This is a genomic window from Acetobacterium sp. (genome assembly GCF_036508315.1).
In the GTDB taxonomy this organism is placed as follows: domain Bacteria; phylum Bacillota; class Clostridia; order Eubacteriales; family Eubacteriaceae; genus Acetobacterium.
Genome location: NZ_DATCHP010000066.1, coordinates 1 through 26,234, shown reverse-complemented (window position 1 = coordinate 26,234; position 26,234 = coordinate 1). Strand labels below are relative to the sequence as shown.

Here is a 26,234-nt window from a genome sequence, read left to right as displayed (position 1 = left end):
TTTTCTTAATATGCAGCTGACTAATTCTGAATGATCTCAATTTTGTAACCATCGGGATCAGTAATGAAATAGAAACGTGGTTTTCCATCACCACTGAGGCCTTTGGGCTCTGTGGGTTTAAAGCCCTGTGCTTTGTGATGGGCATGAGAGGCCTGAAGGTTCTCTACGGTAACCGCCAAGTGTCCATAGCCTGTACCTAAATCATAGGGAACGGCTTGGCCATAATTGTAGGTGAGTTCAAGCTGATGACAATTAGGATCGCCATCCCCTAAAAAGACTAAGGTAAATTCATATTCGAACTCATCTTTTCTTTTCACTTCCTCAAATCCCAATGCCTGCTGATAAAAAGCAAGGGATCGATCCAAATCCAAAACCCGAATCATAGTATGTGCCATTTTGTATTTTCCCATTTTGTCTCCGTTTCTGTTTTTTATTATAGGCAATTGTGAAATTCATAAACACAAGTGTAAATTGCTTTGATGTCAGTTTTCACAAACAATTTTATAACGTATAGGCGAACAGTTCAACGAACTGTACGACGTATAGTGGAAAAATTGTTTCATGTAAACAGACAGCGAAGCTCACAGTACATTCGCAATTACCTATATTTTTTATTTTAAACTAAGGGATTAAGCATACTTTTATAAAAAGCATAAGCCTTGGATGTTTTTCCAATGCAATACCCGATATAATGATCCAAAATATCGTTGATTTTCATCATGTCTTCAGTGTTATATTCATGATCTTTGATTTCCTTCATGGGCAGTTTTAAAAAGTCAATCAATATTTTGCGCATGGATTCTGTTATTTTGTAGGCGTATCCGGTGGTAGTGTAACAGTTTTTGCACACCAGACCATAGTTTTCGATACTAAAATAGTTTAGATCTGTTTGGCATTCACAGCTTGTACAATTTTCAAGCCTTGGACGATACCCCATAACGCTAATGAGTTTCATCTGAAAGGCAGCAACCAGGGCAAGATCGCTTTTGGCTTTTCCATTGGCCATGTAATATAAAACATAAAGCAGAAGTTTGAGAATAACGGGATCTTTTTGATAGAAATCAAAGCTGTTATTAATCAAATCTAAAAGATAGGAAGCCAATGCCATTTTTGTAAGATCATTTCTTAAGGGGTAAAAGGAATCAATTAAATTTGCCTGATTAATACTCCCAAAGGTTTTTCCCGGGTAATAGACAAACTCGCTGTAGGCAAAAATCTGTGTGCTTGCTAATAAACCGCTTTTTTGCCTTCGCACCCCTCGGGCAATACATTGAATCTTTCCTTCATCCTGGGTGAAAATGGTTAATATTTTATCCTGCTCTTTAAAAGCCTGTTCTTTAATCACCAGGCCTTTGGTTTTAATCAGTGCCATTCGTCTTTGGCACGGGACTGTTATTCAAAATAACCGAGATCCTTAAGATCGAAGTTTTTCTCACGCCAATCCGCACGAACCTTTACCCAGAGCTGAAGGTTTACATGGGTTTTCAGGAAAAATTCAATGTCTTTTCGGGCCTGACTTCCGATTTTTGTCAGCATTGTTCCATTTTTACCGATTAAGATCCCTTTATGGGTTTTGCGTTCGCAAAAGATGGTGGCTTCAATATCGATAATGTCTTTATTTTTTCGGGGTTTCATGGAAGTGACCTCTACGGCAATGCCATGTGGGACTTCATCATTTAAAAGGTTTAGCAGTTTTTCTCGGATGATTTCCTGGACAATCCAGCGCTCGGATTGATCAATAATCATGTCTGACGGGAAAAACATGGGACCGGGCTGTAGGATTTCATTAATAATGGTCAATAATTCTTTGACCCCGTCCCCTTTTGCTGCGGAAACCGGAATAATACTATGAAGAAAATCATATTTTTGATAGGCGGCAATAGTTATCAGCAGCTCTTCCTTGGGAAGTAAGTCGATTTTATTGATGATCAGAATAACCGGTGTATTACTGACTCTCAGTTTTTCAAGAATGTACTGATCTCCCGGACCGATTTTTTTTTCCGGCTCAACCAGATATAAAACAACATCCACGTCTTTAATGGTGTTTTCAGCCGCTTTCTGCATGTAATCTCCCAGTTTATTCTTTGGGCGATGCATGCCGGGGGTATCAATAAAAACCATTTGAGAGTTTTCATCCGTATATATACAGCGGATGGCATTTCGTGTGGTTTGGGGTTTTGCCGAAGTGATCACCAGCTTTTCTCCCATAATACTATTTAATAAGGTGGACTTTCCAACATTCGGTCGTCCAACAATACTGATAAAGCCTGATTTAAAAGGTTCTTTCATCGTTCACATTCTTTCTTTGGTTACACAAACCAATTGATTATTTTTGGTAAAAAGATAATAAGTCCTACACAAACAGACATCCCTGCGGCGACCATAACAGCTCCTGCAGCAGTGTCTTTGGCGACTTTGGCCAAATGGTGATATTCAATGGTATAAAGATCCACCAGGGTTTCAATGGCTGTATTGATGAGTTCCAAAATAAAGACAAAGGAGATCACAATCACCAGTGCCAGCCAATCACTGGACGAAATTCGAAAAACAATTCCAGCCATGATGGCGATAAAAGCCAAGCCTAAATGGACTCGCATATTAGGTTGGGTTTTAAGGGTGTATTTTACACCGGCAATGGCAAAAGAAAAACTTTTTGTTAATTTTCTTCTGATTTTTCCCACCTCCTGATTTGATGGTGTCAGTCTGTATGGGCGTGCAGTACACGCCTGCAAAATGTTGGTCATTTTATCAAACGTTAACAGGCGATTGATAATCGCCCCTACGATTTTGAAACAAACATTAATTTTATACCGTAGGGGCGGGTAGTACCCGCCAGCAAAACGTTGGCGTTTAATAGAACATTAACGGGCGATTAATAATCGCCCCTACGCACTTTTAATCGTCGCCCATCAGGTCTTTTTCAATGATCCGCATATCTGACTTTTCTTCGTCTTCCATGTGGTCATAACCTAAAAGGTGAAGAACGCTATGAACTGAGAGGTAACAGAGTTCACGACATAGGGAGTTCCCATATTCGTCTGCCTGACATTTTGCCTGTTGGGTATTGATGACAACATCCCCGATGAGTAACGGCAAACATTGATTTTCCTCAAGCACTGATTCAAGATTATCAATTAAATGATCGTACATGGGAAAAGATAACACATCGGTGGCCTCATTAATCCCCCGGTATTCGGCATTCAATGACTGCATTTCTGCAGGCTCTACAAATGAGAAGCTGATTTCACATTCTACTCCGATTTCCTGGTGGAGCAGGGTACGAACCATGGCATCTTCAATTTCTTCCAGCATGGCGTCTTCTATTTCAAACTCACTGCGATTGTCATAAGCTACTACGAGCATATTATTTCCTCTCTGGTTTTCGTCAATTTCATGTCTTTCGTCTCTTTGCCGCCTTGGCCTGGGCTTCTGTTCTCGCTTCTGCTCTCATCTCGGATTTAATGGCATCCGTTAATGGTGATTTATCCGGGATCAGCTCATCATAGGGTGGGGTTGTCATCCCGGAGAGCATGCCGAAACCATTGTTGTAGTCAACAACGGTGACGCTTCCCAGTTTTATGTCAAAATGCCATTTGCTGTCAATGGGCAGCTCCAGCAGGTTGGTGATCATGCCGTGAATGGTTCCCCCATGGGCCACCATGAGCACCGTATCATCGGATTCAAGTTCTGCTATAAATTCAGCGCAGAGGGTATGATAATCCCGTTGGCTCTGTCCCTGAGGCACCATATAATCAAGGTAATCAGACATCCACAGTTCCCATGGCCCCGGGCTGATTTCAATGCATTCTTCCCGGGTTTTTCCTTCGAAAATACCAAAGTTAAATTCCCGGAGTCGGCGGTCGGCCTGCACTTCTTTGCCAATGCCTGCTCCCACATCCCTGGCAATTTTAAAGGCCCGTGAGGTGGGACTGGCAAAGATTTTACTAAAGTTGAATTTTTCATTTAAATCAATGAGTTCTTTAACCAGGATTTCCTTCATGGCTTCGCCCCGGTTGGTATATTCTGATTCGGTGTGACCATTCAGGCGATGCTCTACATTCCCAAAGGTCTCAACGTGTCTGACTAATACAAGTTTCATTTTTTTCCATTCCTAACTTTTTATTATACACTATTATAACCTATTTACCCTTGGGACACCAAAATATTTTTGACGAATCCTTAATCTTTTGTATATAATAACAGTATTCATTTTAAGAAAGGGATTCACCATGGAAAAAACGAAAAAACAATGTTTTTATGCGGATCTTGGGCTGGTAGCCGTTGCCTTTGTTTGGGGCAGCGGTTTTGTCGCTTCAAAAAATGCCCTTGATTCGATGACACCGATGATGCTCATGGCCATGCGTTTTACCATTGCCGCGCTCCTCTCCGGGATTATCTTCAGAAAACATTTAAGAAAAATTTCAAAAGAAACCCTTAAAGCCGGATGTGTAATTGGCTTTTTTCTCTTTACTGCATTTGCCGCGCAAATGATCGGTTTGCAATATATGTTAGCTGGAAAACAGGCCTTTCTGACGGGAACAAACGTCATTATGGTTCCCTTTATCTACTGGGCGGTTAAAAAGCACCAGCCGGACCGATACAATTTCATTGCCGCATTTATTATGCTGTTAGGGATTTCCCTGCTCACCATTGATTTCTCAACCAATTTTTCCTTTCAAATCGGGGATTCACTGACGATTCTGTGTGCCTTTCTGTTTGCCTGTCATATCGTTTCGGTTGGCATTTTTACCAGGGATTATGATCCCATTGCCCTGACGGTGATTCAGCTCTCTTTTGCTGCTGTTTTATCCCTGGTTTATGTGATTTTCGCTGGAGAATTCACTTTGAATATTCCTGGTACCGGCCTTGCCAATGCCATTTATCTTGGCGTATTTTGTACGTTTTTGGCTTTTCTCGGACAAACTGTCGCTCAAAAATATACCAGCTCAACCCATGCCGCTATTATCCTGAGCCTGGAGTCAGTTTTTGGAAGCATCCTCGCCATTATTATCCTGGGAGACAATTTTACTTCCATTATGTTTATCGGCTGTTTTGTTATTTTCATGGGAATTTTAACCGCCGAAACCAAGTGGTCATTTCTTAAGAATAAACAAAAAAAACCTGAAAAAATATCCGAGCGTTAGCTTTTTCTTTACTTTTCAATGTTTTTTATGCTATGATTTCTTCAATCGAAAGATAAAAAGAAAAGGAGGTTTATTTTTGAAAAATCAATTTAAAATTGGAGATATGGAATTTTCAAAGCCCATTGTACAAGGTGGTATGGGCATTGGTATTTCCCTTTCAAACCTTGCTGGGAATGTATCTAAAAATGGGGGTCTTGGCGTCCTTTCAAGTGTCGAAATGGGCAGTGATTTCCCGAATTACAAGGAAAATCCCAAGCTTGCCAACAAACAGGCGCTGGAGTATCACTTTAAACGTGCCAAAGAAATATCAGGCAACCGTCCTATTGGACTAAATATCATGGTCGCCTTGACTGAATATGAACAACTCGTTAAGGATGCCATCCAAGTGGGGGTGGATATTATTTTTGCAGGTGCCGGACTGCCTCTGACCCTGCCAGAATTAACGCGAAACTCCGCGATTAAAATAGCCCCGATTATTTCTTCAAAACGGGTGGCCAAGCTGATTCTAAAACACTGGTGGCGACATTATAAAAGAGTCCCGGATGCCCTTGTACTGGAAGGACCTTTGGCTGGCGGACATCTTGGATTTAAACTCGAAGATCTGACGCCGGAAAGATTAGCCGAACAACCGCTGCCTGGTCTTATTCCCGGCGTGCTTGAAGAAATAAAACCCTATGAAGATTTAGCGGGACGAAAAATTCCTTTGATTGCAGGAGGCGGTATTACCACCGCTGCCGAAGTCCGGGAAACCCTTGAAGCAGGTGCCGATGCCGTTCAGATAGGCTCTCTTTTTGTTACGACCGAGGAATGCGATGCTTCACCGGCTTTTAAAGAAGCTATCATTAATGCGAAAAAATCGGATATTGAAATCATTGTCAGCCCCGCAGGATTGCCCGGTCGGGCCATTCATACGCCGTTTTTAGAAGAAGTTTCGGCGGGTTTGCGAAAACCCCGGAGTTGTCCAAGTAACTGTATCAAATCCTGTAATTTTAAAACAACGCCTTATTGCATTGCCTCTGCCCTCATTGCCGGAAAATGGGGAGATTTTGAAAATGGCTATGTCTTTTCAGGAGCCAATGCCTATAAAATTAATGAAATCACCACGGTTGAGGCTTTGATGAATAAGCTGCTGGATTATTAATATTAATTAAAAAACCCTTAAATGGCACTGACATTTATTGCGATTTCTTGACAATATTTTTTTTAACATTATAATTAGTTAGACAATCTAATTAAATGGAGGTGTGTCTGTGGATCCTTTTTCTTCCCAACTCAATGAAATTCTCATCGATACTTATAATAATATTTTAAATGTTGAAGAAGATCTGTTGAAACATTCAACAAATATTGATTTATCGATTAACGAAATGCATCTTATTGAGTCTGTGGGAAAAAATAAAAATGATGGGAAAACCATTAGCGATCTTGCCAGAAGTTTAAACATCACCCTTCCTTCAGTTACTATTGCAATTAATAAATTAGTAAAGAAAAATTATGTAAAGAAGGAAAAAAGCAATACTGACGGGCGAATGGTTATTGTCAGGCTTACTGACAAAGGACAACGCATTGATAGAATTCATCAATACTTTCATAATAAAATGGTGAAAGAAATTTCAAAAGAAATGACAAACCATGAAAAAGAAGTGTTGATTCATGGCATGGAAAAACTTAATGGCTTTTTCAAAAAAAAATTATCAGGGATATCAAGTACAAAAAAATAACTTTATTATCCTGATCCTTGGAGGAACAAATGTCCTTTTCACTTATTGGAACAGGGTCTGCCTTGCCAAAAACAATCCAGACCAATTCAGACCTAACTGCATTTCTCGATACATCCCATGATTGGATTCTATCAAGAACAGGTATCGAATCCCGACATATTTGTATTGAGGAATCTATTTTGGACATTGCCCTTACCGCTTCGATTAATGCCCTTGAAAATGCAGGCATCGAACCAAAGGACTTGGACTTAATTATCTGTCCTACCCTTGGCGGAGACACCGTTACACCTTCCCTGGCCTGCCTTGTTCAAGAAAAACTCGAGGCAACCTGTCCCAGTTTTGACATTAGTGCAGCATGTACCGGGTTTATTTACGGTTTGGACTTAGCTGACGCTTATCTTAGCCGTGACAGGAATATGAAAATTTTGATCATTGCTGTGGATGCTATGTCAAAATTCATTGATTGGAAGGATCGATCCACTGCCGTACTTTTCGGTGATGGTGCAGGTGCTGCAGTGGTAACCGCTGGAACAGATCTACAGTCTATTCATCTCACCGCGGTTGGTAATCAGCATGCCCTGTGCATTCCCTGGCCAAAGGGAAACCATCCGGGACTCATTGAAAAAGATTTACCCCTTCCCTATTTGAACATGGATGGTGCTGAAGTGTATCGTTTTGCTGTTGCTGCCATTTGCAATGACCTCAGACGAGTTACCCGGGATGCTGGTATTGCACTGGAAGATTTAGACTTCATTATCCCCCACCAGGCCAATCTCAGAATCATTGAAAGTGCGGCAAAACGTCTTAAGCTTCCCATGAACAAGTTTGTGCTGCGGGTAAAAAATCAGGGGAATACCTCTGCAGCAAGTGTTCCACTGGTGCTGGACGATCTTAATCGTCAGGGACAGTTAAAACCAGGCATGCTGATTGCCTTAACCGCCTTTGGCGGTGGTTTGACAACCGGGGCCTGTGTGCTAAAATGGTCAAAGCAAGCTTAGCGTTTTAATATCAATCATTAAAACCAGATGTGTTCATTGGTTTAATTTTGTTTCGGTTCGTAGGGGCGAATAGTATTCGCCTGTAAACGTCGAGTCATAAAACAAACGTCTGCAGGCGTGTAATACACGCCCCTACGGTCATTGATTAAACCAGACATGCTCTTTGACTAACACTAGATCAGGAACAACGGTTGTGCACACATGCAACCATAAAATAAATAAATCAAAAATAATTTATAATCTTAGGAGGATTAAACACATGGTATTTGAAAAAGTTGTTGAAATTTTACGTAATTACAAGGATGAACCTGAACTGGAAGTAACCATGGAATCAAGCTTTGAAGGTCTTGAATTAGATTCACTTGATACCGTTGAATTGGTCATGGAAATTGAAGAAGCTTTTGATACGAGCATTGAAATGGATGGGTCATTAAAAACCATCGGCGATGTTGTAGGACTTATCGAAAAAGCAATCGCATAGGTGTATCGTAATGATAAAGACACCACTTTGCGATCTGTTAGACATTGAATTTCCCATTCTTCAAGGAGGAATGGCATGGATATCCGATGCCCAGCTTGCTGCTGCCGTATCCAATGCGGGTGGTTTAGGGATTATCTCTTCAATGAACGCCGATGAAAACTGGCTGCGTTTAGAAATACAGAAATGCAAAAGTCTGACTTCTAAACCCTTTGGCGTAAATGTCATGCTCATGAATCCCCATGTGGATAAAATAGCCCAGGTTCTCATCGATGAAAAGGTGCCGGTGGTTACTACCGGCGCCGGAAATCCCGGGAAATTCATGAAACTCTGGATTGATGCAGGCATCAAGGTCATTCCGGTGGTTCCCTCTTCAGGACTGGCACGATATTCCGAGCGTGCCGGAGCAACAGCGGTGATTGCCGAAGGCGGTGAATCCGGTGGACATGTTGGCGAATTAGCCACCATGCCTCTGGTTCCCCAGGTTTGTGATGTCGTGTCCATTCCGGTGATTGCCGCCGGTGGTATTGGTGATGGCCGCGGTATTGCAGCAGCTTTTATGCTAGGCGCTGTCGGTGTCCAATTGGGAACCCGATTCCTGGTGGCCCATGAAACCAATGTCCATGAAAATTATAAAGATAAAATCATTAAAGCCAAAGATATTGATACCACTCTCACCGGAAGATCCCTGGGTCATCCGGTACGTTGCCTTAAAACGACCTTTGCCAAAGATTTTATCAAAGCAGAAAATGATCCTTCAACCCTTAATGAAACCCTTGAAGAGTTTGGCCGAGGTGCACTTCGCATTGCCGCCCAGGAAGGTGACTCCCAAAAAGGTTGTTTTATGTCCGGACAAATTGCCGGACTGATTCATGAAAAAGCAAGTGTCAATGAAATTATTATAAAATTAGTTAAAGAAACAGAAATAGCCTTAACCGGAGGAACTCAATGGATAAAATAGCTTTTCTTTTTCCCGGTCAGGGGGCCCATTCTGTTGGTATGGGGAAATTAATTTACGATACCAGTTCCTCTGGACGGGCACTTTTTGAAAATATAGAGGCTCTTCGTCCGGGAACAAAAGCCCAATGCTTTGATGGCCCGGCTGAAATTCTCAACCAGACCGTCAACACTCAGCCCTGTATTTTTACTGTGGAATGTGCTGCTCTGGTAACTTTAAAAGAAATGGGTTTAACCCCAAAAGGGGTGGCAGGTTTTTCACTGGGTGAAATCACAGGCCTTGTAGCCGCAGAGATTTCAACCGTTGAAGATGGTCTTGCTCTTGTTACCGCCCGGGGTCAGGCCATGGAAATGGCGACACAAACCGCAGATGCCACCATGGTGGCAGTATTAAAACTTGAAAACGAAGTTGTTGAAGAATTATGTCAGGAATTTACGCAGTGCTATCCTGTGAATTATAATTGCCCGGGGCAACTGGTGGTTGCTCTTTTAAACAAGGATCTCAAGGATTTTGTTGCCCGGGTTAAGGCTTCTGGTGGTCGTGGTTTGCCTTTGGGCTTATCCGGCGGATTCCACTCCCCTTATATGGAGGAAGCATCCAAACAATTAGAACCCGCATTGAATTGTTTATCTTTTTCAAAGGGATTAATTCCTCTGTATGGAAATGCGACTGCACTTCCCTATTCGGAATCACCCGATGAGATTAAATCAGCTATTCTTCACCAGATCAACCATCCGGTGTTATGGGAAAAAACCATTCATCAGATGATGGATGATGGCTTTACCACATTTATTGAGGTGGGCCCGGGAAAAACACTGGGTGGATTTTTAAAAAAAATGAACAGCAAAACCAAAAGTTTTCATAGTGATAATCTCATTCTTGATTACTATGAAAAACAAAAGGCTGGAAAGGAATGGTCTTTAGAATGTTAACAGGAAAAACAGCATTAATCACCGGCAGCGCTAAAGGTATTGGACGTGCCATTGCACTTAAAATGGCTGAAGCTCATGCCAACATCGCCATTGTTTACCGTGGCAGCGAACAAAGTGCCCTAGATACCCAAAAGGAAATCAGTGCCATGGGTGTTGACTGTAAGATTTATCAATGTGATGTATCAGATTTTGCAGCAACCAAAGCCCTGGTGACCCAAGTGGTCAATGATTTTGGGAGCTTTCAGATTCTTGTGAATAATGCCGGAATCACAGCGGATAAACTTTTAATCGCTATGAAAGAAGAAGATTTTGATACCGTTATTGCGACGAATTTAAAAGGCGCCTTTAACATGACCAAACATGCCGGCACCCTCTTTTTGAAAAAACGGCAAGGGCGTATCATTAACATTTCCTCAGTATCCGGCCTGATGGGCAATATTGGACAATGCAATTATGCAGCGGCAAAGGCCGGTCTCATTGGTCTGACAAAATCCACTGCCAAAGAAATGGCACTTCGCCAGGTAACTTGTAATGCCATAGCCCCGGGTTTTATTGATACGGATATGACAAAAAAATTAAAACCGGAAATTAAAGAAGAAATACTAAAGTTAATTCCTTTAAAGCGTTTTGGGCAAGCAGAGGATATTGCAAATCTCTGTGTTTATTTAAGCAGTGAACTGGCAGGATATATTACTGGAGAAGTCATTAAAGTTGATGGCGGTCTTTATATTTAGGAGAAGCATATGAATCGAAGAGTAGTTATAACAGGATGTGGTGTTGTTTCCCCCGTGGGAAGTAACGTCGACACCTTTTGGGAAAGTTTAGTCAATGGAAAATGCGGCATCGATTTAATTAAAAAATTCGATACCGCTGATTTGAAAGTAAAAGTTGCAGGAGAGGTTCTTGATTTTGACCCTCTGGATTATATCAAGAAAAATGAAGTCAGAAAAACTGATATATTTACCCAGTACGCCCTGGGAGCAGCTATTCAGGCAATGGCAGACAGCGGTATTCAGGATCATATTGACCCTACCCGACTTGGCGTTTATATGGGTTCCGGAATTGGCGGTATTCATACCTTGGAAACTGAATGCGCAAAAATGGCCACAAAAGGTCCTAGTCGCATCTCTCCACATTTTATACCAATGATGATTTCAAACATTGCCGCTGGGACCGTAGCCATACGATTTAATGCCCAGGGACCTTGTGTATCAGTGACTACCGCCTGTGCCACGGGTACCAATTCCATTGGCGAGGCTTACCGCGTTATTAAACATGGTTACGCCGACGCAATTATTGCGGGCGGTACTGAAGGCAGTATCACCCCCTTAGCTGTTGCGGGATTCACCAATTGCATGGCCCTAACCACCACCACGGATCCAAGCCAGGCATGTATTCCCTTTGATAAACGCCGAAACGGTTTTGTTATGGGTGAAGGCGCCGGAGCACTGATTCTTGAAGATTTGGAAACGGCCCTTAAACGCGGAGCGAAAATCTACGCTGAAGTTGTTGGTTATGGTAATACCTGTGATGCCTATCATATTACAGCACCTCATCCTGAAGCCATTGGCGGCGCTCGTGCCATTTCCCAGGCCCTGGCTGAAGCCCAGGAACTGGGTGTAATCCTGGAAGATTCTCAAATTTATATTAATGCCCATGGTACCAGTACCCCACTGAATGATAAGTCAGAAACCCTGGCCATTAAAAAAGCTTTGGGAGATAATATTACCAGAACCCTGGTCAGCTCTACAAAATCCATGACCGGACATATGCTTGGAGCAGCCGGTGCAGTGGAAGCCATTGCCTCGGTTCTGGCCTTAAGGGACGGGGTTGTTCCTCCTACCATCGGATACAGTGAACCTGACCCGGACTGTGATCTTGACTATGTTCCTAATGTCAAAAGAGAGATTCAAAGTGATTTGGCTCTTTCGGTTTCATTGGGATTCGGTGGGCATAATGGTTGTCTGGCTTTTAGAAAATATACAGGGGTTTAGCCATGGAATTAACCACAAAAACCCTCAATGATTTAGCAAAAATAATGTCAGCGGAAAAATTAACAAGCCTTGATATTGAGCAGGGGAACCTGAAAATTAAAATTAAACGAGAAGTTCAGTCCAGTGAAGCACATTTTCCTGAAAGACCTTCTTTTCATGAAACCCCTATCCAGCAGTTGATCCATTCCGTACCGGCTGAAGAAATAAAGGCTTTGGAAACAGTATTGGATTCAAGCTTAACCGAAATCAAATCGCCGATGGTTGGTGTTTATTATCAAAGCAACAACCCTGAAGGCGAGGCTTATATTTCGGTTGGCCAAAGCTTTTCAGAAGGAGATACGCTTTGTATTATTGAAGCCATGAAACTCATGAATGAAATTTCCGCTGAAAGTTCCGGAATAATTATGGAAGTATGTGTGGAAAATGGTCAGGTTGTAGAATATGGCCAGGTTCTTTATCGCATAAAAGAAGGTAAACAACAATGAAACGTGACGAACTAAAAAAAATACTGCCCCATCGGGAGCCAATGCTCCTCATTGATGAGGCTGAAAAAATTGATGAATCCACCGCTCATGGACGTTATACCGTTAAAGGTGACGAATTTTTTCTTCAGGGACACTTCCCTGGAAACCCTGTGGTTCCAGGGGTGATTCTCTGTGAAATTATGGCCCAAACCTGTTGTGTTCTGTTAATTGCAGCGGATGGCAACCATAAAACCCCGTATTTTACCGGTTTAAATAAGGTGAAATTTAGAGAAAAGGTGTTTCCGGGAGACACCATTGAAATTACCTGCAGCATTACTAAGTCGAAACCACCCTTTTATTTTGCAAAAGGTTCAGGCTCAGTGAATGGCAAAGTTGCCGTTGTTGGGGAATTTTCATTTGCACTGATGGACTAAGGAGGAATCATTTTGTTTTCAAAAATACTAATTGCCAATCGTGGTGAAATTGCCCTACGGATTATCCGGGCATGTAAAGAAATGGGTATCGCTACTGTGGCCGTTTTCTCTGAAGCAGACGCTGAGAGTCTTCATGTGAGTTTAGCCGATGAGAGTATTTGTATTGGTCCGGCCCCGGCAACCGACAGTTATTTAAATATTTCCGCTATTTTATCAGCAGCGGTTCTCACCGGAGCCGAAGCCATTCACCCGGGATATGGTCTTCTTTCCGAAAGTCCTAAGTTTGCTAAATTATGCACCCAATGTGAAATTGCATTTATTGGACCTTCCTGGGAAATCATTGAAAAAATGGGTGATAAAGACCAGGCTCGCTCCTCCATGGAAGCCGCAGGCGTTCCCATTGTTCCCGGTACCGATATTATCGACGATCCCAGGGAAGCCCAAAAAAGAGCGGATGCCATTGGCTATCCCTTACTTGTAAAGGCCCGTTCCGGCGGTGGCGGTAAAGGCATCCGTCGGGTGAATAAATCCGAAGATTTCATTAATGAATTTCAGTTAGCCAGTCAGGAAGCCCAAAATGCTTTTAATGATGGAGCGGTATACCTGGAAAAATTTTTAACCCGGGTAAAACATATTGAAATACAGCTTCTCTGCGACCACCATGATAATGTTGTTGCCCTTGGGGAAAGAGAATGTTCTATTCAACGCAAAAATCAAAAGCTTTTGGAAGAAAGCCCCGCCACTTCAATTACCGATGAAATAAGGCAATCAATGATGGCCGTTTCCATTAAGGCAGCAAAATTCATCGGTTATGAAAATGCCGGAACCATTGAGTTTCTACTGGATACCGAAGGCAATTATTATTTTATGGAAATGAATACCCGTTTACAGGTTGAACACCCTATTACCGAAATGGTGACCGGTTATGACATTGTCAAGTGGCAAATTCGAATTGCCGACGGCCTGCCGTTAACCTTTAGCCAAGAGGATATTCAAATAAGAGGACATGCCATTGAATGTCGTATTAACGCTGAAGATCCTCTTCACAATTTCAGACCGAACTGTGGAACGATTAACTTTCTTCACGTTCCCGGCGGACCATGGGTTCGATTTGATACCCTGTTATATCAGGGCTATACCATTCCCCCCTACTATGATTCATTGGTTGGAAAACTCATTGTTCATTCTAAAACACGGGAACTGTCTATAAGGAAAATGAAAGCAGCTCTGTGTGAACTGGTGATCGAGGGGATTGAACATACCAGCCAGGTCCAATTGGACATTTTAAGCAATGAACTCTTTGTTAAAGGGGACTATTACACTGATTTTATGGAAGTCGCATTTGACGAAACCTTATCGGAGTAGAAAGGCAGTTTTAAATGATGAATAAAGTTCTTTTTAAAAAACCTAAAAACGAATTAGAAACCAGCAGTCGTTTTAAAAGAAAACCAAATCCTGCCATTCCCCAGGAATTATGTCAGAGTTGTCCTTCCTGTAAGAATATGATTTTTACAACGGATTTGGAAAAAAATTACCATATCTGTTCAAAATGCGGTTTTCATTTCCGTATTAATGCCAGACAACGACTTAATATGATTTGTGATCCCGGCACCTTTGTTGAGCATGACCAGAATAGCACCTCAGTGAATCGCCTGGATTTTCCGGGATATGCTGAAAAACTTGAGCAGGCCACCCTTTTCAGTCATGAAAAGGAAGGGGTCATCACCGGAGTATGCCAAACTAGTGAATATAACGTTTGTATTTTTGTCATGGAATCATCCTTTATGATGGGTAGCATGGGTCAGGTGGTTGGTGAAAAGATAACACGGCTTTTTGAGTATGCCACAAAAAACAGCCTTCCCGTTCTTGGATTTACCGTATCCGGAGGTGCCCGCATGCAGGAAGGGATCCTTGCTCTGATGCAAATGGCTAAAACCAGTGGCGGGGTTAAACGCCACAGCGATGCCGGCAATCTTTACATTGCTGTTCTCACCGACCCGACCACCGGCGGCGTGACTGCCAGTTTTGCAATGGAGGCGGATATTATTTTAGCCGAGCCGGAAGCACTGATTGCTTTTGCAGGGCCACGAGTTATTGAACAGACCATTCGTCAGAGACTTCCCAGGGGTTTCCAAAAATCAGAGTTTTTGCTTGAAAAAGGGTTCGTTGATAGGATAGTCCCCCGAAACCTTCACAAAGAAATGCTTAATAACTTACTAGCCCTCCACTTGGCACCAAAGGTTGGTGTAACACATGGAAGCTTATAAACGGGTTGCCCTGGCTCGAAAAAAAACACGTGCCACCGGGCTTGACTATATTGAGAATCTGTTCACCAATTTCATCGAATTTCACGGAGATCGCTGCTTTGGGGATGACCCTGCAATGATTACCGGCCTGGGGTTTCTCCTGGATATGCCGGTGACCATTATTGCCCTGGAGCGCGGGAAAACTACAAAATCCCGGGTTAAACGCAATTTCGGTTCTTCCCATCCGGAAGGTTATCGAAAAGCGCTCAGGCAAATGAAGCTGGCAGAGAAATTCAATCGTCCCATTGTTTGTCTCATTGATACTTCCGGCGCTTTCTGTGGGATTGGTGCCGAAGAACGTGGTCAGGGGCATGCCATTGCTCAAAATCTCATGGAAATGATGGCACTTAAGGTTCCGATTGTTTCCATTATCATTGGTGAAGGCGGCAGTGGCGGCGCCTTAGCACTTGGGGTCGCAGATGAAGTATGGATGCTTGAAAATGCGATTTACTCGGTTATTTCACCGGAAGGCTGTGCCAGCATTCTATGGAAAGATCCTTCTAAAACAAAAGAAGCTGCAAATTGTCTTAAATTAACAGCCCAGGATTTACTGGAATTGGAAGTCATCGATAAAATTATTTCCGAAACCCATCGGGACTTTAAATTGGTTTATCACGAATTAAAAATCAACTTATATAAAGCCTTTAAAAAAAGAAAGAAAATGCCAAAAGATAAACTCCCTGAATTGCGTTATGAACGCTTTCGAAAGTTTGGAGCCTTTGAGGAAAAAGAAATATCAGAATAAAAAAAAGAACTGTCTTTTTAGGACAGTTCTTTTTTGTTCTTATTAATACATAGAACCTATGGAAGCTAAAATGATAGAAACTAAAATACTTGAAAAAATAATACCTACAACAAGTCCTATGGCCATATATATTAAATAGGCCCAGGCAAAATGCTTTTTATTTTCATTGGTGTTTGAATCCACACTCCAAATAATAAGCATTACAATGTTTACTATTGGGATAAATAAAAGCAGCAGGGTAATCATCCAATCACCTAATGAAAGGACCTTAGCAGTGTTTTCAGCTCTAATGGGAGCTTTTTCGTTGACAGGCTGTTTTTGGGGTGTCACATTACCAGAACGTGTGCTGGTAACCGGTACTTCTTCATCAACGATTCCATTAGCGATGATTTCATCTGCAACGATTTCTCTGGCGTAGGCTTCATCAGAACCGGCTTCATCAGCAGGGATTCCTTTGGAAGCAAATTCTTTAGAAGTGTTTTCTTCTTTGAAGTCTCCCCCGGTATAGATTTCATCAGTTGCCGATTTTCTGGAATATTTTTCTTCATCAACGATTCCATCGGCTATGATTTCATCAGCAACGATTTCTTTTGATGAGCTTTCATCAGAAACACTTTCATCAGAAATGTATCCTTTGGAAACAAAGTCTTTAGATACATTTTCTTCTTTAAAGGCTCCCCCAGAAAAGACCTGATCCGCATTCGTCTTTTTCTCTAATACATACCCGCAAGTACCGCAAACTTTGTCATCGTCACCAACCTCAATATTACATTCAGGACAATATTTTGCCATTTCGCTCACATCCTTTTTATTTTATTCTAACATAAGATAAGACTTATTTCAAAAGAAAATTTTTAAAGCACTGTTATTTTTTTAATGACTTGATCCGTTTTTGGCTTATCTGATGAATCTCGATCAACTGCAACAATGGCATCTGCGGTTTCTAAGCCTTCGGTGACTTTTCCAAAGCCTGCATATTGGCCATCCAGGAAGGATGCGTCCGCTACCATAATAAAAAATTGAGATCCTGCTGAATCCGGTTGTCCCGAACGGGCCATGGAAATCACGCCACGTTCATGTTTTAAATCATTGGCAATTTTATTTCCAGAGAATTCTCCTTTAATATTATGTCCTGGTCCACCGGTGCCGGTGCCTAAAGGACATCCTCCCTGGATCATAAAACCGGGAATCACGCGATGGAATTTTAATCCATCATAAAAGCCTTCACCGACAAGCTTTAAAAAGTTTGCCACGGTAATCGGGGCAATTTCAGGGTAAAGTTCAATTTGAATAGTTTGACCATTTTCCATTTCAATTTTTACAATTGGTTTTTTTTCTAACATAAGTTCCTCCAAAATTTTCATTTATTTATTTCACCATACGCACTACTATACACTAAATTGTATTAAATGAAAAGAAGAAAACAGCGGTTTTAAGATTAGTTCGGCAATTAAAAATGTCCGGATGGCCGGTTATCTTTGCTGTGCCTGAGTTTGCCGGCTCAATGCGCATCAATTAATAACAGTCATCCGGACACATAAAGTTGATTTTACATGGGGCGGGTAGTACCCGCCCGAAACGCAATGGGAAAACCAACGTTTATATTTAGCATGAGCGTTTGTTTTCAAACTGACGTTTCAGACGATTGATAATGACTAAGGGGTCAGACCCTCGCCCCTACGAACATAAACATACAAAGTGCTTTGAAAAGGGCTTGTTTTTTATAAGGTGTAGCAATATTCTCCGCTATCCTGATCAATCCCATAAAAATCTGCATAACTTAAATCAAAAATGGGTTTGTCAATATCGGAGACATCGATTTTATTTTTGATCAGGTATTGCCAAAACCCGGTATTTCCAATGTCACCCTGGAAAATAACCCCGAGGATCAACCCATCATTACTCACGATTTTCTGGTAATTGTTTTTATCTTCTCTTTTAATAATTTCGCAGTTCACTTCATCTGCCGGGTTAACATTTCCCAGCGATAACGTGTTGAGGCCATAAAAACTGGCAGTGTTTTTAAGGGCATAGCGATCTTTGTATACCGCGCTTCCTCCAAGCATATTGGTGGCTGCAATTTTCCCCTGGTTCATGGCGTTTGGCCAGATACCGGATATGCCGAGAACATCCCCTGCTGCATACACATCATCAATATTGGTTCGCATATCATCACCTACCGTGATTCCACGGTTGGCAGCAATGCCTGAGCCTTCAAGGAAATCATAGCTCGGTCGAACTCCGGCAGCAACAATGATAAAGTCACAGGGAACGATTTTTCCACTGGCCAGGTGAACCGATGTCGCGTTTTGATGATTGTCCAATTCAACAGAGTCCACTTTTTCAGATAAAAGGAATTTTGCCCCGGCACCTTCAAAAATCTTCTGGTACTCCCCGGCTGCTTTGGGATCAAGCTGCAGACCCAAAACTGTGTCCGCCATTTCGATAACGGTTACATTCAAGCCCAGTTCAAGAAGAGCAAAGGCGGCGTCCATGCCAACCAATCCGGCACCGACAACAATGGCGTTTTTTGAATTTTTACTGGCGTTGTCGATTAGTTTCGCATCACTGAGATCTCTGAAGCCAAATGCATTATGAGCTTCCCGCATTCCGGGAACCGGTGGAATAAAGTAAGCGGCACCGGTGGTAATCAGAAGCTTATCATAGGTAATTTCCTGATGATGCCGGGTTTTAAGGATTTTCTTCTGAGGGTCAACACCGATAACCCTGGTATTTTTCATCCAGGTGATATTGTTTGCTTCACAAAAGTCCTGGGGCACAAAGCTGATCCCCTGGGCATCCCGTTCATGGCCCAGATATTTATGGAGCATACACCGGGAATGAATCGTGTCGTCTTTTGAAATAATGACCACTTCTGTGTTAGGATCCATGACTTTTAGGGTTTTTGCTGCGGAAATACCGGCAGCACTGGCTCCGATAATAACAATTTTCATAATGATACCTCCCTTACCATAATAGCTTCCTTAGGACAGGCGGCCACACAGCTTGGTCCATCGGCTTTATCTTCACAGAAGTCACATCTGATAATCTTTGTTCGGGTTTTATTATCTGGCTTTAATACGCCATAAGGGCAGTTCATCACGCACATGAAGCAGCCGGCACATTGCTCTTCATCATACTTCACATGTCCGGTAATGGGATCTTTTTCCAAAGCACCACTCATACAGGACATCACACATTCCGGGCTATCACAATGTCGGCAGAAAACAGGCGTGTAGCCTGTTTTCGCATCAAATTTTATGAAATTACGGGTTTCGCTTTCCGGGGCCTGGAGATTAACAGTATAAAAATTACTGCCTTCCTGATGGGCACTCATACAAGCAACATTACAGTTTAAACACCCATCGCATTTTTCACGATCAATCATGATTCGTTTCATAATACACCTCCTCAGATGTTTAAGCCTTTACGTTTTTCTTCAATAATTCCATTTAATGTTTCAGCTGCAGATTTTGCATTGTCATCAATAATTAATTGCCCACCGGTAAGATCCAGCATATCTTTTGTAAATACCTGAATGGCAACCGGGCTTCCGGTAACAAAGGGTGGGAGTCCTAAATGAAGCGGCAAACCAAGAGCTAAACCAAAGGCGCCATCCGCTAATGCCTGTTCTTCCAGCCATTGGGGTGCGGACAGTACCAGCGGTAATTGGGGAATATCGATGCCAATGGCTTCTGCAAGCTCAGTAGCCACTAATTCCAAACGACCGATGGCCAGGCAAGGTCCGAAGTTAAGAACCGGTGGAATTCCTAATGATTCACAAACAGCGCGAAGCTTAGGTCCGGCAAGGGACGCTGCTGAAGGTGACATTAACCCAACATTTTCAAGTCCTCCAGATGAGCAACCGGCAGATAATACTAAAATATCTTTGGCAATCAGTTCTTTAACAAGATCGACGGTCAGCATATCATGGCCGCCGGCAGTAAGACTGGAACATCCAACAACCCCGGCAATGCCTTTAATATCTCCGCTAACGATTAAATCAATGAGCGGTTTCCATGTTCCACCTAAAAAATCTTTTAATGAGCCTTCGCTTACTCCGGTAAGGGTATCGGAATTTCCATGATCCGGTTGCAAATTTAAAGGAATAATCCCTCGTCGTTCTTTATAAGAATCGAGAATCAAATCAATAATTTCTTCGCTTTGGGCTTCTCTTTCTTCAAAGATAAACGGTTTGAGCTCAGCATTGGCTTTTTTGGCCACATCATCCAGACAGATCTGTTTGATTTTTAATTCGTCGCAAATGGGCTCAATGCCTGGTAAGGTGCAGTTGAATTCTGAAAGAACCGCATCAATGGCTCCGGTGGCTAAAACGGCTTCGCTGGTAAAGTTGTTTCCGGCATGGCCATCAAAGATTTCGGTATAATGGGCACCACGTAACTGGAGATCCTGACCAACACAGGTACAACCCACCAGTTTAAAGCCTTTTGCTCCCAGGGCATTTGCTTTGGCGATTACGTCCGCCTCAATGAGTCGGTCCTGTAAATAGGCAAATATGGAATGTTGGTGTCCGGTGATCATAATGTTAATATAATCCGGATTGATCACTCTTAGCCCTACCGGTGCTAATCGAATTGCCGGTTCTCCCAACAAAACATCATTAAGAAGGTTTGTCAGTGTTAGTCCGTAAAGACCGGTGGATATACCAAGTTTCAGGCAATGCAGATACATATCAACAGGATCTGAGCTAAGATTGGTCGAGCTTTTTACGGTACCGGCAAAAACTTCTGATTTTGCACCACCCGGGAGAATGTTTAATTCCTTCCATCGGTCAAAACGCGGTTTATAGGCCATTTTTTCTACCAATTCCATTTTTACATAATCCGGTTTATACAAATCCGCCAAAACGGCGTCTGCGATTTTTGCGGCACAGATATGTTCGTCAGTTTCATCGATTCCAAATATTTTTGCAAGCTTGGCCAGTGCACGCTTGCCTTTGAGAAGACCTTTGCTTTCAGCCGTTTTCTTTAACATAAGGGCTGTATTTTCAACAACATGAATATAACAACCAGAACCTGCCGCAACCGCTCTAAGAAAATTCCGGGCGACAATCGTATCAGCCGTTGCGCCGCAGATCCCTTTTGGACCGTTCGGAGTAATACGGCAGGGACCGTTTGAACACAGGCGACAACAAAGTCCCTGGAGGCCAAAACCGCATTTAACACGTTGGCCTTCGACACGATGATGGGATGTTTCCACGTCCAGGTTTGAGATAAAGGTTTCCAGTTTTGTATCAGCACTTGCACAGGTTTTACAGCTAAAATTTGAATTCATATGATAACCTCCATTGAATTGAATTATAAATTTAGAATAAGTGTGATTTTTTGCATGAAAATAAAGCCCAGAGAATAGCAATTTTCCTGGAAGAATGAGAATACTATAAAATGATTTATTTAAATCTTAGGCATACAGGGATACATCCATACGATTAATCGAAAGGCCTTCTGGAAGATTCCCTTCAAAATAATCTTTTAGAATCACTTCAAGATTCGAATCAAAGTAATCAAGGATGTCATCATTTGTTTTATTATAGACATGAACATGAAAATCGGTATTTCCATCAAATCGCATGACTTCCTGATTATCCTTAAGTTTTAGAATCAAACCTTTTTGAGAGAATGTTTCCAGGATATTATAGATGGTTCCAACAGACATAACATGTCCCTGGGTTTCTAATTCTTCCATGAGCATTTCTGCACTCGGGTGGGACTTCAGTTCAGAAAGAACTTTTAATACACTGATTCGTTGCGGTGTTGCTTTAAGCCCAGCATGACGGATCATTTCTGTGCATAATGTAATTTTTTCATTTTTCATAATTTAGAATCACTCCTATAACAAATTTACTATAATCATTATAATCTTGGAATCATTATTTGTCAATAGCCATCCGTAAAAAAACTCAGACAGCAAAAATTAAATTTTTGCTGTCTGAGTTTGGAATAACCACAGTTATGAATGGTCATTTAAATAAGGGCTTTGTTAGCTTTCGGATAGACTTGAATTTATACAAACAAGGTTGTTCCGGCATTTTCATTGCTGGAAATATAAGAACCCACCCCTGCGTATTCGATTCCGTCAATGAGTTCTTCTTCCTTTATCCCCATAAGATCCATACTCATGGTGCATGCAATGAATCGAACCCCTACCTTTTGAGTTTTGGCAATCATCGTGTCAATATCATCGACATTTTTCTTTTTCATGATTCCCTTAATCATAGCAGATCCCATGCCTAACATATTCATGGATGAAAGGGGCATTTTATTTGCACCCTTAGGCATCATGGCACCAAATATTTTTTCGATAAACGTTTTATCCCGGCCTTTTCCGTCTTTTTTACGTAAGGCGTTAAGTCCCCAGAAGGTAAAGAAAAGGGTGACGTTCTTACCATGGGCAGCAGCACCCTGGGCAATGATCATGGATGCCAGAACCTTGTCAAGCTCTCCGCTGAAAACCACTAAGGTAGCATTTTGTTGGGTTGACACTGCTGGAACTAAATTACAGCCTGTTCCAATATCACCTTTGCGAATCACTGAAATATATTTTTTTCCTTCAGTGTCCTGGGATAGTAAGGTATGACCATTGGTTTCGCACCAGTTTTTAATGTCACTGACAAATCCAAAGTCTGTTGCAATAATTTGAACCAGATCCCCAGCTTTAACTGATTTAATGGCTTCATAGGTTGCCATTAACGGGCCGGGACATTGGAGTCCTGTTACATCAACTTTTTTTTTAATAACAATGGCGTTGCCGCCTTTATCAACATCATCATCTTCAATGACACTCTTTTCAGCAACACACACCCCAACTTGAAAATCGGGCTTGGCAATTTTATAATGGGCAGTTTTATAGGTGCTATATCCACCGGACAAATTATAGACATTGGTAAAGCCATTGCCCTTCAGAATACGAATGCCTAAATAGGCTCTCTGGCCTACCTGACAGGTCACATAAATCGGGGTATCTTTAGAAAAAGGGATGTCATTAATGCGATCCCGAAGGGTATCCAGTTCAATATTAACCGCCCCTTTAATGGCACCGGCACTGTTTTCCATGGGAGTACGTACATCCAGTAAGAATCCGCCTTTTTCAACTATTTCATCTATTTCAAACCACTCAACAGTTTTGTATACTTCTTCTTCAATGTTAGAGGCGATATAGCCTAAAATATTGACTGGGTCCTTGGCAGAGGAAAAAGGCGGCGCGTAACAGAGTTCAAAATCCTGTAAATCTAAAACCGTGGCATCCATTTTCATAGCCGAGGCAATAACATCAATACGTTTTTCTGTTCCATCCTGGCCAACTGCCTGGGCTCCTAAAATCCGAAGGGTTTTTGGATCATACAAGAGTTTTAAAGCGATGTTACTTGAGTTAGGATAATAACCAGCGTGATTGGCACGATGAGCGAGAACAATCTGATAGTCCAATCCTTTCTTTTCAAGCTGAGCAGCATTATTGCCGGTTGTAGCTACGACTTTATTAAAGACCTTTGCAACGGCTGTGCCTTGTATGCCTTTATTTTTAGTGGTTACTCCATTAATAACATCGGCAACAACCCGCCCCTGACGATTAGCAGGCCAAGCCAAAGGAATGGCTGTTTGGGTTTTATCAACAAAATCCATGACTTCAATGGCATCTCCAATTGCAAAGATGTCCGAATAAATTTTTCCGGTTTTGCCGTCCATTACTTCATAATCAGGGCTTGTCACAATATGCCCTCGTGGTCCGCATTTAAGATCTGCTTTTTTAGCAAGTCCATTTTCAGGAATAACCCCTATGGCTAGAATGGTTAAATCAGATTCAAGGATCATCCCGCTTTCAAGGACAACTTCCTTGCCCTGATTTTGGAAATGATCCACCCCATCACTAAGGATTAAATTAACGCAATTGGCATTGATTTCCTGATGAATGAGCTGGGCCATTTCAAAATCCAATGGTTTTAATACCTGATCCATTTTTTCAACAACGGTTACATTGAGTCCTAACTCCTGGAAATTTTCAGCCATTTCAATGCCGATAAAGCCGCCGCCGATGACAACCGCACGTTGTGGTTTTTTATTGGCCACAATGGCTTTAATTTTATCCGTATCCGGAATATTTCTCAGGGTTAATACATTTTCAGCTTCAGCCAGTCCTGGAATCGGAGGGGCAATTGGTTTTGCTCCGGGAGATAAAATCAGTTTATCAAAAGTTTCGGTATAGGTCTCCCCTGTTTTGTGGTTTTTAACCTCAACTGATTTCTTTTTCGGATCAATGGCAATTACTTCGCTGAAATTCCGAATATCCAAATTAAAGCGCTTAGACATGCCTTCAACTGTTTGAACCAATAATTTCTGGCGATCTTTTATGACGTCACCTATATAATAAGGTAAACCGCAATTTGCAAAGGATATATACTCATCCCGTTCAAATAATATGATTTCATCTTCTTCACTGAGCCTTCTTAAACGAGCAGCCGCAGTAGCACCGCCGGCAACGCCTCCAACAATTAATATCTTTTTCATTTTTCTTCCTCCTTGAATAGTGTATTGATTATTTTTTTTGCACTTTCTGATGTCACTTCGTAGTAGACTTCATTTCCAGCGCGAAAGCCTTTTACAATCCCGGCATTTTTCAACTTTGACAAGTGCTGGGAAATCCCCGATTGGGAAACGTTTAAACATTCTTCCATATAAGATACATTACACCGTCCCTTTGACAGTAGTCCCCTGACAATACAAAGTCTTACCGGGTGTCCAAGAGCTTTTAGTATCTCAGCAGGTTCTTCATAATCTTCTTTTATCATTTCCATATGATCTTCTCCAATCAACTTCACTTAGTTAATTATAATATCATTATATTATAATACTCTAATATGTCAAGACAATTTTTAACAAAATTAAAAAAAGATCATAATCAAAATTTTAGATTGATTATGATCTTCTGTTTACTTTTACTTTTACTATTTATTTAAATTGACCTAAAACGGCATCAAAAACGCTGGATTCAGTGTAATCAGGATGCTCTTTAATAACAACCATAACTGCCTTTCCGATATAATATAAAAGATCATCCGTAGAAATATCAAATCCATCAGCTCTCGCCAGCTCAGATAATCGGCTGAAAAGTTTTTGACGTTTTATTTCATCACGGGTCAGAACAACCTCTTTTGGGGTTTGATTGTTAAGCCTTACGTCATCATATTTTTTAATCATTCGATCCTTTAAAGTTTGTTGCTCTTCCGGTGTCGTATAAAATTTTTCTAATTTCCTGGCGGACTTTTCATCCAATTCAATAATCCGTTGGAGAAGGTCTTCCTGAAGCTTTTCCGGAAGCATTGGGGATGCATAATAACCGGTTGAAATTACAGTAGGTTCAGTATAAAGGCCCCACCGAGTTTCATCCGTTAACTCTACATTATAAGAATCATGCAGTTTCCGATTTTTTTCAATATGTTTTATAAATCGTTTTACTTCACTAAGTGCCATGGCTTTTCTCCTTCATTTTTTAATACACTCTCCATAAAATATTGGCTGCATGGAGAGAAATGTCAGCCAAAGGATCGCTCCTGCTCATTACTCTTTTATACCAAAAAATTGATTATATTATCCGAACGCATCCTCCTCAAGTATCAAATTAAGATTTTCTTCATTCCTCTTTGAAAGATTTTAAAATAATTTCTAATATCTGAGTTTCATTATACTCGGGATGTTCTTTAATTACAACTAATACCGCTTTTCCAATATAAAATAATAGGTCATCAGTGGAAATATCAAACCCATCATCCCTTGCCAGCTGAGACAATCGATTAAAAAGTTTTTGACGCTTCATTTCATCCCGGGTGAGCCTATGCTCATTAGGGGTTTCGTCATACACTAATTCATCGAATTTTGTAACCAGTCGATCCTTTAAACTAATTTTCTCTCCCTGGGCCTCACTGATTTTTTCTAATTTTTTTGCAGACTTTTCATCTAATTCAATAATTCGCTGGAGAAGATCATCTTCAATATTTTCCGGAAGCATGGGTGATGCGTAATAACCAGTGGAGATGACTGTCGGTTCT

General features: G+C 41.5%; 30 protein-coding genes. 14 read left to right on the top strand and 16 right to left on the bottom strand.

From position 1 onward, the window contains the following. Positions 1-20: 20 nt before the first annotated feature. From VIK44_RS08595 to VIK44_RS08570, 6 genes are all read right to left on the bottom strand, one after another. Positions 21-410 (bottom strand): VOC family protein, encoded by a 390-nt coding sequence (locus tag VIK44_RS08595; RefSeq protein ID WP_331553464.1) that lies wholly within the window; start codon positions 408-410, stop codon positions 21-23. Between the two features lie 206 nt (positions 411-616). Further along, positions 617-1,372: a DNA repair protein RecO gene (gene recO / locus VIK44_RS08590; RefSeq protein ID WP_331553463.1), complete on the bottom strand. Its 756-nt coding sequence runs from the start codon at positions 1,370-1,372 to the stop codon at positions 617-619. A gap of 20 nt (positions 1,373-1,392) precedes the next feature. Further along, a complete protein-coding gene (gene era / locus VIK44_RS08585; protein WP_331553462.1) occupies positions 1,393-2,289 on the bottom strand; it encodes a GTPase Era in 897 nt (298 codons plus the stop codon). Positions 2,290-2,309: 20 nt separating this feature from the next. Next, the gene (locus tag VIK44_RS08580) at positions 2,310-2,744 is read right to left on the bottom strand and encodes a diacylglycerol kinase family protein (RefSeq protein WP_331553460.1); all 435 of its coding nucleotides are present in this window, start codon (positions 2,742-2,744) and stop codon (positions 2,310-2,312) included. A gap of 151 nt (positions 2,745-2,895) precedes the next feature. Continuing rightward, positions 2,896-3,363: an rRNA maturation RNase YbeY gene (ybeY, locus tag VIK44_RS08575; RefSeq protein ID WP_331553459.1), complete on the bottom strand. Its 468-nt coding sequence runs from the start codon at positions 3,361-3,363 to the stop codon at positions 2,896-2,898. Between the two features lie 28 nt (positions 3,364-3,391). After that, positions 3,392-4,099 carry a histidine phosphatase family protein gene (locus tag VIK44_RS08570; protein WP_331553458.1) on the bottom strand — a complete coding sequence of 236 codons (708 nt, stop codon included), beginning with the start codon at positions 4,097-4,099 and terminating at the stop codon, positions 3,392-3,394. A gap of 130 nt (positions 4,100-4,229) precedes the next feature. Here VIK44_RS08570 and VIK44_RS08565 point away from each other — a divergent pair, with 130 nt between their 5' ends. The 14 genes from VIK44_RS08565 to VIK44_RS08500 all read left to right on the top strand — a co-directional run bounded on the left by VIK44_RS08565 (position 4,230) and on the right by VIK44_RS08500 (position 16,174). Continuing rightward, positions 4,230-5,144 carry a DMT family transporter gene (locus tag VIK44_RS08565; protein WP_331553456.1) on the top strand — a complete coding sequence of 305 codons (915 nt, stop codon included), beginning with the start codon at positions 4,230-4,232 and terminating at the stop codon, positions 5,142-5,144. A 76-nt stretch (positions 5,145-5,220) separates the two neighbouring features. Then, positions 5,221-6,285, top strand: coding sequence for a nitronate monooxygenase family protein (locus VIK44_RS08560; RefSeq protein ID WP_331553455.1), 1,065 nt, complete (start codon positions 5,221-5,223; stop codon positions 6,283-6,285). A gap of 109 nt (positions 6,286-6,394) precedes the next feature. After that, positions 6,395-6,865: a MarR family winged helix-turn-helix transcriptional regulator gene (locus tag VIK44_RS08555; protein ID WP_331553454.1), complete on the top strand. Its 471-nt coding sequence runs from the start codon at positions 6,395-6,397 to the stop codon at positions 6,863-6,865. Between the two features lie 29 nt (positions 6,866-6,894). Further along, complete coding sequence (locus tag VIK44_RS08550; protein ID WP_331553453.1) at positions 6,895-7,863, top strand: beta-ketoacyl-ACP synthase III; 969 nt, start codon at positions 6,895-6,897, stop codon at positions 7,861-7,863. 259 nt (positions 7,864-8,122) lie between these two features. Next, positions 8,123-8,344 (top strand): phosphopantetheine-binding protein, encoded by a 222-nt coding sequence (locus tag VIK44_RS08545; RefSeq protein WP_331553452.1) that lies wholly within the window; start codon positions 8,123-8,125, stop codon positions 8,342-8,344. 10 nt (positions 8,345-8,354) lie between these two features. Beyond that, positions 8,355-9,302 (top strand): nitronate monooxygenase, encoded by a 948-nt coding sequence (locus VIK44_RS08540; RefSeq protein ID WP_331553451.1) that lies wholly within the window; start codon positions 8,355-8,357, stop codon positions 9,300-9,302. Then, the gene (locus VIK44_RS08535; protein WP_331553450.1) at positions 9,290-10,231 is read left to right on the top strand and encodes an ACP S-malonyltransferase; all 942 of its coding nucleotides are present in this window, start codon (positions 9,290-9,292) and stop codon (positions 10,229-10,231) included. Before VIK44_RS08540 ends, VIK44_RS08535 begins: the two co-directional genes overlap by 13 nt. Further along, on the top strand, positions 10,225-10,965 hold the full coding sequence (fabG, locus tag VIK44_RS08530) for a 3-oxoacyl-[acyl-carrier-protein] reductase (RefSeq protein WP_333783803.1): 741 nt from the start codon (positions 10,225-10,227) through the stop codon (positions 10,963-10,965). The genes VIK44_RS08535 and fabG overlap by 7 nt, the downstream gene beginning before the upstream one ends. Positions 10,966-10,974: 9 nt before the next feature. Further along, positions 10,975-12,225 carry a beta-ketoacyl-ACP synthase II gene (gene fabF / locus VIK44_RS08525; protein WP_331553447.1) on the top strand — a complete coding sequence of 417 codons (1,251 nt, stop codon included), beginning with the start codon at positions 10,975-10,977 and terminating at the stop codon, positions 12,223-12,225. A 2-nt stretch (positions 12,226-12,227) separates the two neighbouring features. Next, the gene (gene accB, locus VIK44_RS08520; RefSeq protein ID WP_331553446.1) at positions 12,228-12,710 is read left to right on the top strand and encodes an acetyl-CoA carboxylase biotin carboxyl carrier protein; all 483 of its coding nucleotides are present in this window, start codon (positions 12,228-12,230) and stop codon (positions 12,708-12,710) included. Further along, positions 12,707-13,123 (top strand): 3-hydroxyacyl-ACP dehydratase FabZ, encoded by a 417-nt coding sequence (fabZ, locus tag VIK44_RS08515; RefSeq protein WP_331553445.1) that lies wholly within the window; start codon positions 12,707-12,709, stop codon positions 13,121-13,123. Before accB ends, fabZ begins: the two co-directional genes overlap by 4 nt. A gap of 12 nt (positions 13,124-13,135) precedes the next feature. Continuing rightward, complete coding sequence (accC, locus tag VIK44_RS08510; protein WP_331553444.1) at positions 13,136-14,488, top strand: acetyl-CoA carboxylase biotin carboxylase subunit; 1,353 nt, start codon at positions 13,136-13,138, stop codon at positions 14,486-14,488. A 17-nt stretch (positions 14,489-14,505) separates the two neighbouring features. Further along, the gene (gene accD, locus VIK44_RS08505) at positions 14,506-15,390 is read left to right on the top strand and encodes an acetyl-CoA carboxylase, carboxyltransferase subunit beta (protein WP_414637068.1); all 885 of its coding nucleotides are present in this window, start codon (positions 14,506-14,508) and stop codon (positions 15,388-15,390) included. Continuing rightward, positions 15,377-16,174, top strand: coding sequence for an acetyl-CoA carboxylase carboxyltransferase subunit alpha (locus VIK44_RS08500; protein ID WP_331553442.1), 798 nt, complete (start codon positions 15,377-15,379; stop codon positions 16,172-16,174). Before accD ends, VIK44_RS08500 begins: the two co-directional genes overlap by 14 nt. 42 nt (positions 16,175-16,216) lie before the next feature. Here the strand turns inward: VIK44_RS08500 and VIK44_RS08495 are convergent, their stop codons facing one another. The 10 genes from VIK44_RS08495 to VIK44_RS08450 form a co-directional block, all read right to left on the bottom strand. Then, positions 16,217-16,966 carry a zinc ribbon domain-containing protein gene (locus tag VIK44_RS08495; RefSeq protein ID WP_331553441.1) on the bottom strand — a complete coding sequence of 250 codons (750 nt, stop codon included), beginning with the start codon at positions 16,964-16,966 and terminating at the stop codon, positions 16,217-16,219. Between the two features lie 62 nt (positions 16,967-17,028). Next, a complete protein-coding gene (locus VIK44_RS08490; protein ID WP_331553440.1) occupies positions 17,029-17,517 on the bottom strand; it encodes a peptidylprolyl isomerase in 489 nt (162 codons plus the stop codon). Between the two features lie 378 nt (positions 17,518-17,895). After that, positions 17,896-19,128, bottom strand: a complete 1,233-nt coding sequence (locus VIK44_RS08485; protein ID WP_331553439.1) for an NAD(P)/FAD-dependent oxidoreductase — start codon at positions 19,126-19,128, stop codon at positions 17,896-17,898. Continuing rightward, complete coding sequence (locus VIK44_RS08480; protein ID WP_331553437.1) at positions 19,125-19,574, bottom strand: 4Fe-4S dicluster domain-containing protein; 450 nt, start codon at positions 19,572-19,574, stop codon at positions 19,125-19,127. The genes VIK44_RS08485 and VIK44_RS08480 overlap by 4 nt, the downstream gene beginning before the upstream one ends. A gap of 11 nt (positions 19,575-19,585) precedes the next feature. Continuing rightward, positions 19,586-21,469, bottom strand: a complete 1,884-nt coding sequence (gene cooS, locus VIK44_RS08475) for an anaerobic carbon-monoxide dehydrogenase catalytic subunit (RefSeq protein ID WP_331553436.1) — start codon at positions 21,467-21,469, stop codon at positions 19,586-19,588. 126 nt (positions 21,470-21,595) lie between these two features. Further along, the gene (locus VIK44_RS08470; protein ID WP_331553435.1) at positions 21,596-22,009 is read right to left on the bottom strand and encodes a Fur family transcriptional regulator; all 414 of its coding nucleotides are present in this window, start codon (positions 22,007-22,009) and stop codon (positions 21,596-21,598) included. 188 nt (positions 22,010-22,197) lie between these two features. Next, entirely contained in the window at positions 22,198-24,696 is a 2,499-nt protein-coding gene (locus VIK44_RS08465; protein WP_331553434.1) for an FAD-dependent oxidoreductase, read from the bottom strand. Further along, positions 24,693-24,983 (bottom strand): metalloregulator ArsR/SmtB family transcription factor, encoded by a 291-nt coding sequence (locus VIK44_RS08460; RefSeq protein WP_331553433.1) that lies wholly within the window; start codon positions 24,981-24,983, stop codon positions 24,693-24,695. Before VIK44_RS08460 ends, VIK44_RS08465 begins: the two co-directional genes overlap by 4 nt. A gap of 154 nt (positions 24,984-25,137) precedes the next feature. Beyond that, complete coding sequence (locus VIK44_RS08455; RefSeq protein ID WP_331553432.1) at positions 25,138-25,659, bottom strand: hypothetical protein; 522 nt, start codon at positions 25,657-25,659, stop codon at positions 25,138-25,140. A 160-nt stretch (positions 25,660-25,819) separates the two neighbouring features. Then, on the bottom strand, positions 25,820-26,234 hold a 415-nt coding region (locus tag VIK44_RS08450), incomplete at its 5' end, for a hypothetical protein (RefSeq protein ID WP_331553431.1).

What these genes read in the sequence shown, in the direction of transcription:
- VIK44_RS08495 (WP_331553441.1), bottom strand. Translation starts at nt 16,966, where the DNA reads ATGGCAAAATATTGTCCTGAATGTAATATTGAGGTTGGTGACGATGAC.
- VIK44_RS08580 (WP_331553460.1), bottom strand. Translation starts at nt 2,744, where the DNA reads ATGACCAACATTTTGCAGGCGTGTACTGCACGCCCATACAGACTGACA.
- era (WP_331553462.1), bottom strand. Translation starts at nt 2,289, where the DNA reads ATGAAAGAACCTTTTAAATCAGGCTTTATCAGTATTGTTGGACGACCG.
- accD (WP_414637068.1), top strand. Translation starts at nt 14,506, where the DNA reads ATGAATAAAGTTCTTTTTAAAAAACCTAAAAACGAATTAGAAACCAGC.
- VIK44_RS08570 (WP_331553458.1), bottom strand. Translation starts at nt 4,099, where the DNA reads ATGAAACTTGTATTAGTCAGACACGTTGAGACCTTTGGGAATGTAGAG.
- fabG (WP_333783803.1), top strand. Translation starts at nt 10,225, where the DNA reads ATGTTAACAGGAAAAACAGCATTAATCACCGGCAGCGCTAAAGGTATT.
- VIK44_RS08565 (WP_331553456.1), top strand. Translation starts at nt 4,230, where the DNA reads ATGGAAAAAACGAAAAAACAATGTTTTTATGCGGATCTTGGGCTGGTA.
- VIK44_RS08490 (WP_331553440.1), bottom strand. Translation starts at nt 17,517, where the DNA reads ATGTTAGAAAAAAAACCAATTGTAAAAATTGAAATGGAAAATGGTCAA.
- VIK44_RS08545 (WP_331553452.1), top strand. Translation starts at nt 8,123, where the DNA reads ATGGTATTTGAAAAAGTTGTTGAAATTTTACGTAATTACAAGGATGAA.
- cooS (WP_331553436.1), bottom strand. Translation starts at nt 21,469, where the DNA reads ATGAATTCAAATTTTAGCTGTAAAACCTGTGCAAGTGCTGATACAAAA.
- VIK44_RS08470 (WP_331553435.1), bottom strand. Translation starts at nt 22,009, where the DNA reads ATGAAAAATGAAAAAATTACATTATGCACAGAAATGATCCGTCATGCT.
- fabZ (WP_331553445.1), top strand. Translation starts at nt 12,707, where the DNA reads ATGAAACGTGACGAACTAAAAAAAATACTGCCCCATCGGGAGCCAATG.
- VIK44_RS08535 (WP_331553450.1), top strand. Translation starts at nt 9,290, where the DNA reads ATGGATAAAATAGCTTTTCTTTTTCCCGGTCAGGGGGCCCATTCTGTT.
- ybeY (WP_331553459.1), bottom strand. Translation starts at nt 3,363, where the DNA reads ATGCTCGTAGTAGCTTATGACAATCGCAGTGAGTTTGAAATAGAAGAC.
- fabF (WP_331553447.1), top strand. Translation starts at nt 10,975, where the DNA reads ATGAATCGAAGAGTAGTTATAACAGGATGTGGTGTTGTTTCCCCCGTG.
- VIK44_RS08500 (WP_331553442.1), top strand. Translation starts at nt 15,377, where the DNA reads ATGGAAGCTTATAAACGGGTTGCCCTGGCTCGAAAAAAAACACGTGCC.
- VIK44_RS08480 (WP_331553437.1), bottom strand. Translation starts at nt 19,574, where the DNA reads ATGAAACGAATCATGATTGATCGTGAAAAATGCGATGGGTGTTTAAAC.
- VIK44_RS08550 (WP_331553453.1), top strand. Translation starts at nt 6,895, where the DNA reads ATGTCCTTTTCACTTATTGGAACAGGGTCTGCCTTGCCAAAAACAATC.
- VIK44_RS08595 (WP_331553464.1), bottom strand. Translation starts at nt 410, where the DNA reads ATGGGAAAATACAAAATGGCACATACTATGATTCGGGTTTTGGATTTG.
- VIK44_RS08485 (WP_331553439.1), bottom strand. Translation starts at nt 19,128, where the DNA reads ATGAAAATTGTTATTATCGGAGCCAGTGCTGCCGGTATTTCCGCAGCA.
- VIK44_RS08465 (WP_331553434.1), bottom strand. Translation starts at nt 24,696, where the DNA reads ATGAAAAAGATATTAATTGTTGGAGGCGTTGCCGGCGGTGCTACTGCG.
- VIK44_RS08460 (WP_331553433.1), bottom strand. Translation starts at nt 24,983, where the DNA reads ATGGAAATGATAAAAGAAGATTATGAAGAACCTGCTGAGATACTAAAA.
- VIK44_RS08540 (WP_331553451.1), top strand. Translation starts at nt 8,355, where the DNA reads ATGATAAAGACACCACTTTGCGATCTGTTAGACATTGAATTTCCCATT.
- recO (WP_331553463.1), bottom strand. Translation starts at nt 1,372, where the DNA reads ATGGCACTGATTAAAACCAAAGGCCTGGTGATTAAAGAACAGGCTTTT.
- VIK44_RS08455 (WP_331553432.1), bottom strand. Translation starts at nt 25,659, where the DNA reads ATGGCACTTAGTGAAGTAAAACGATTTATAAAACATATTGAAAAAAAT.
- accB (WP_331553446.1), top strand. Translation starts at nt 12,228, where the DNA reads ATGGAATTAACCACAAAAACCCTCAATGATTTAGCAAAAATAATGTCA.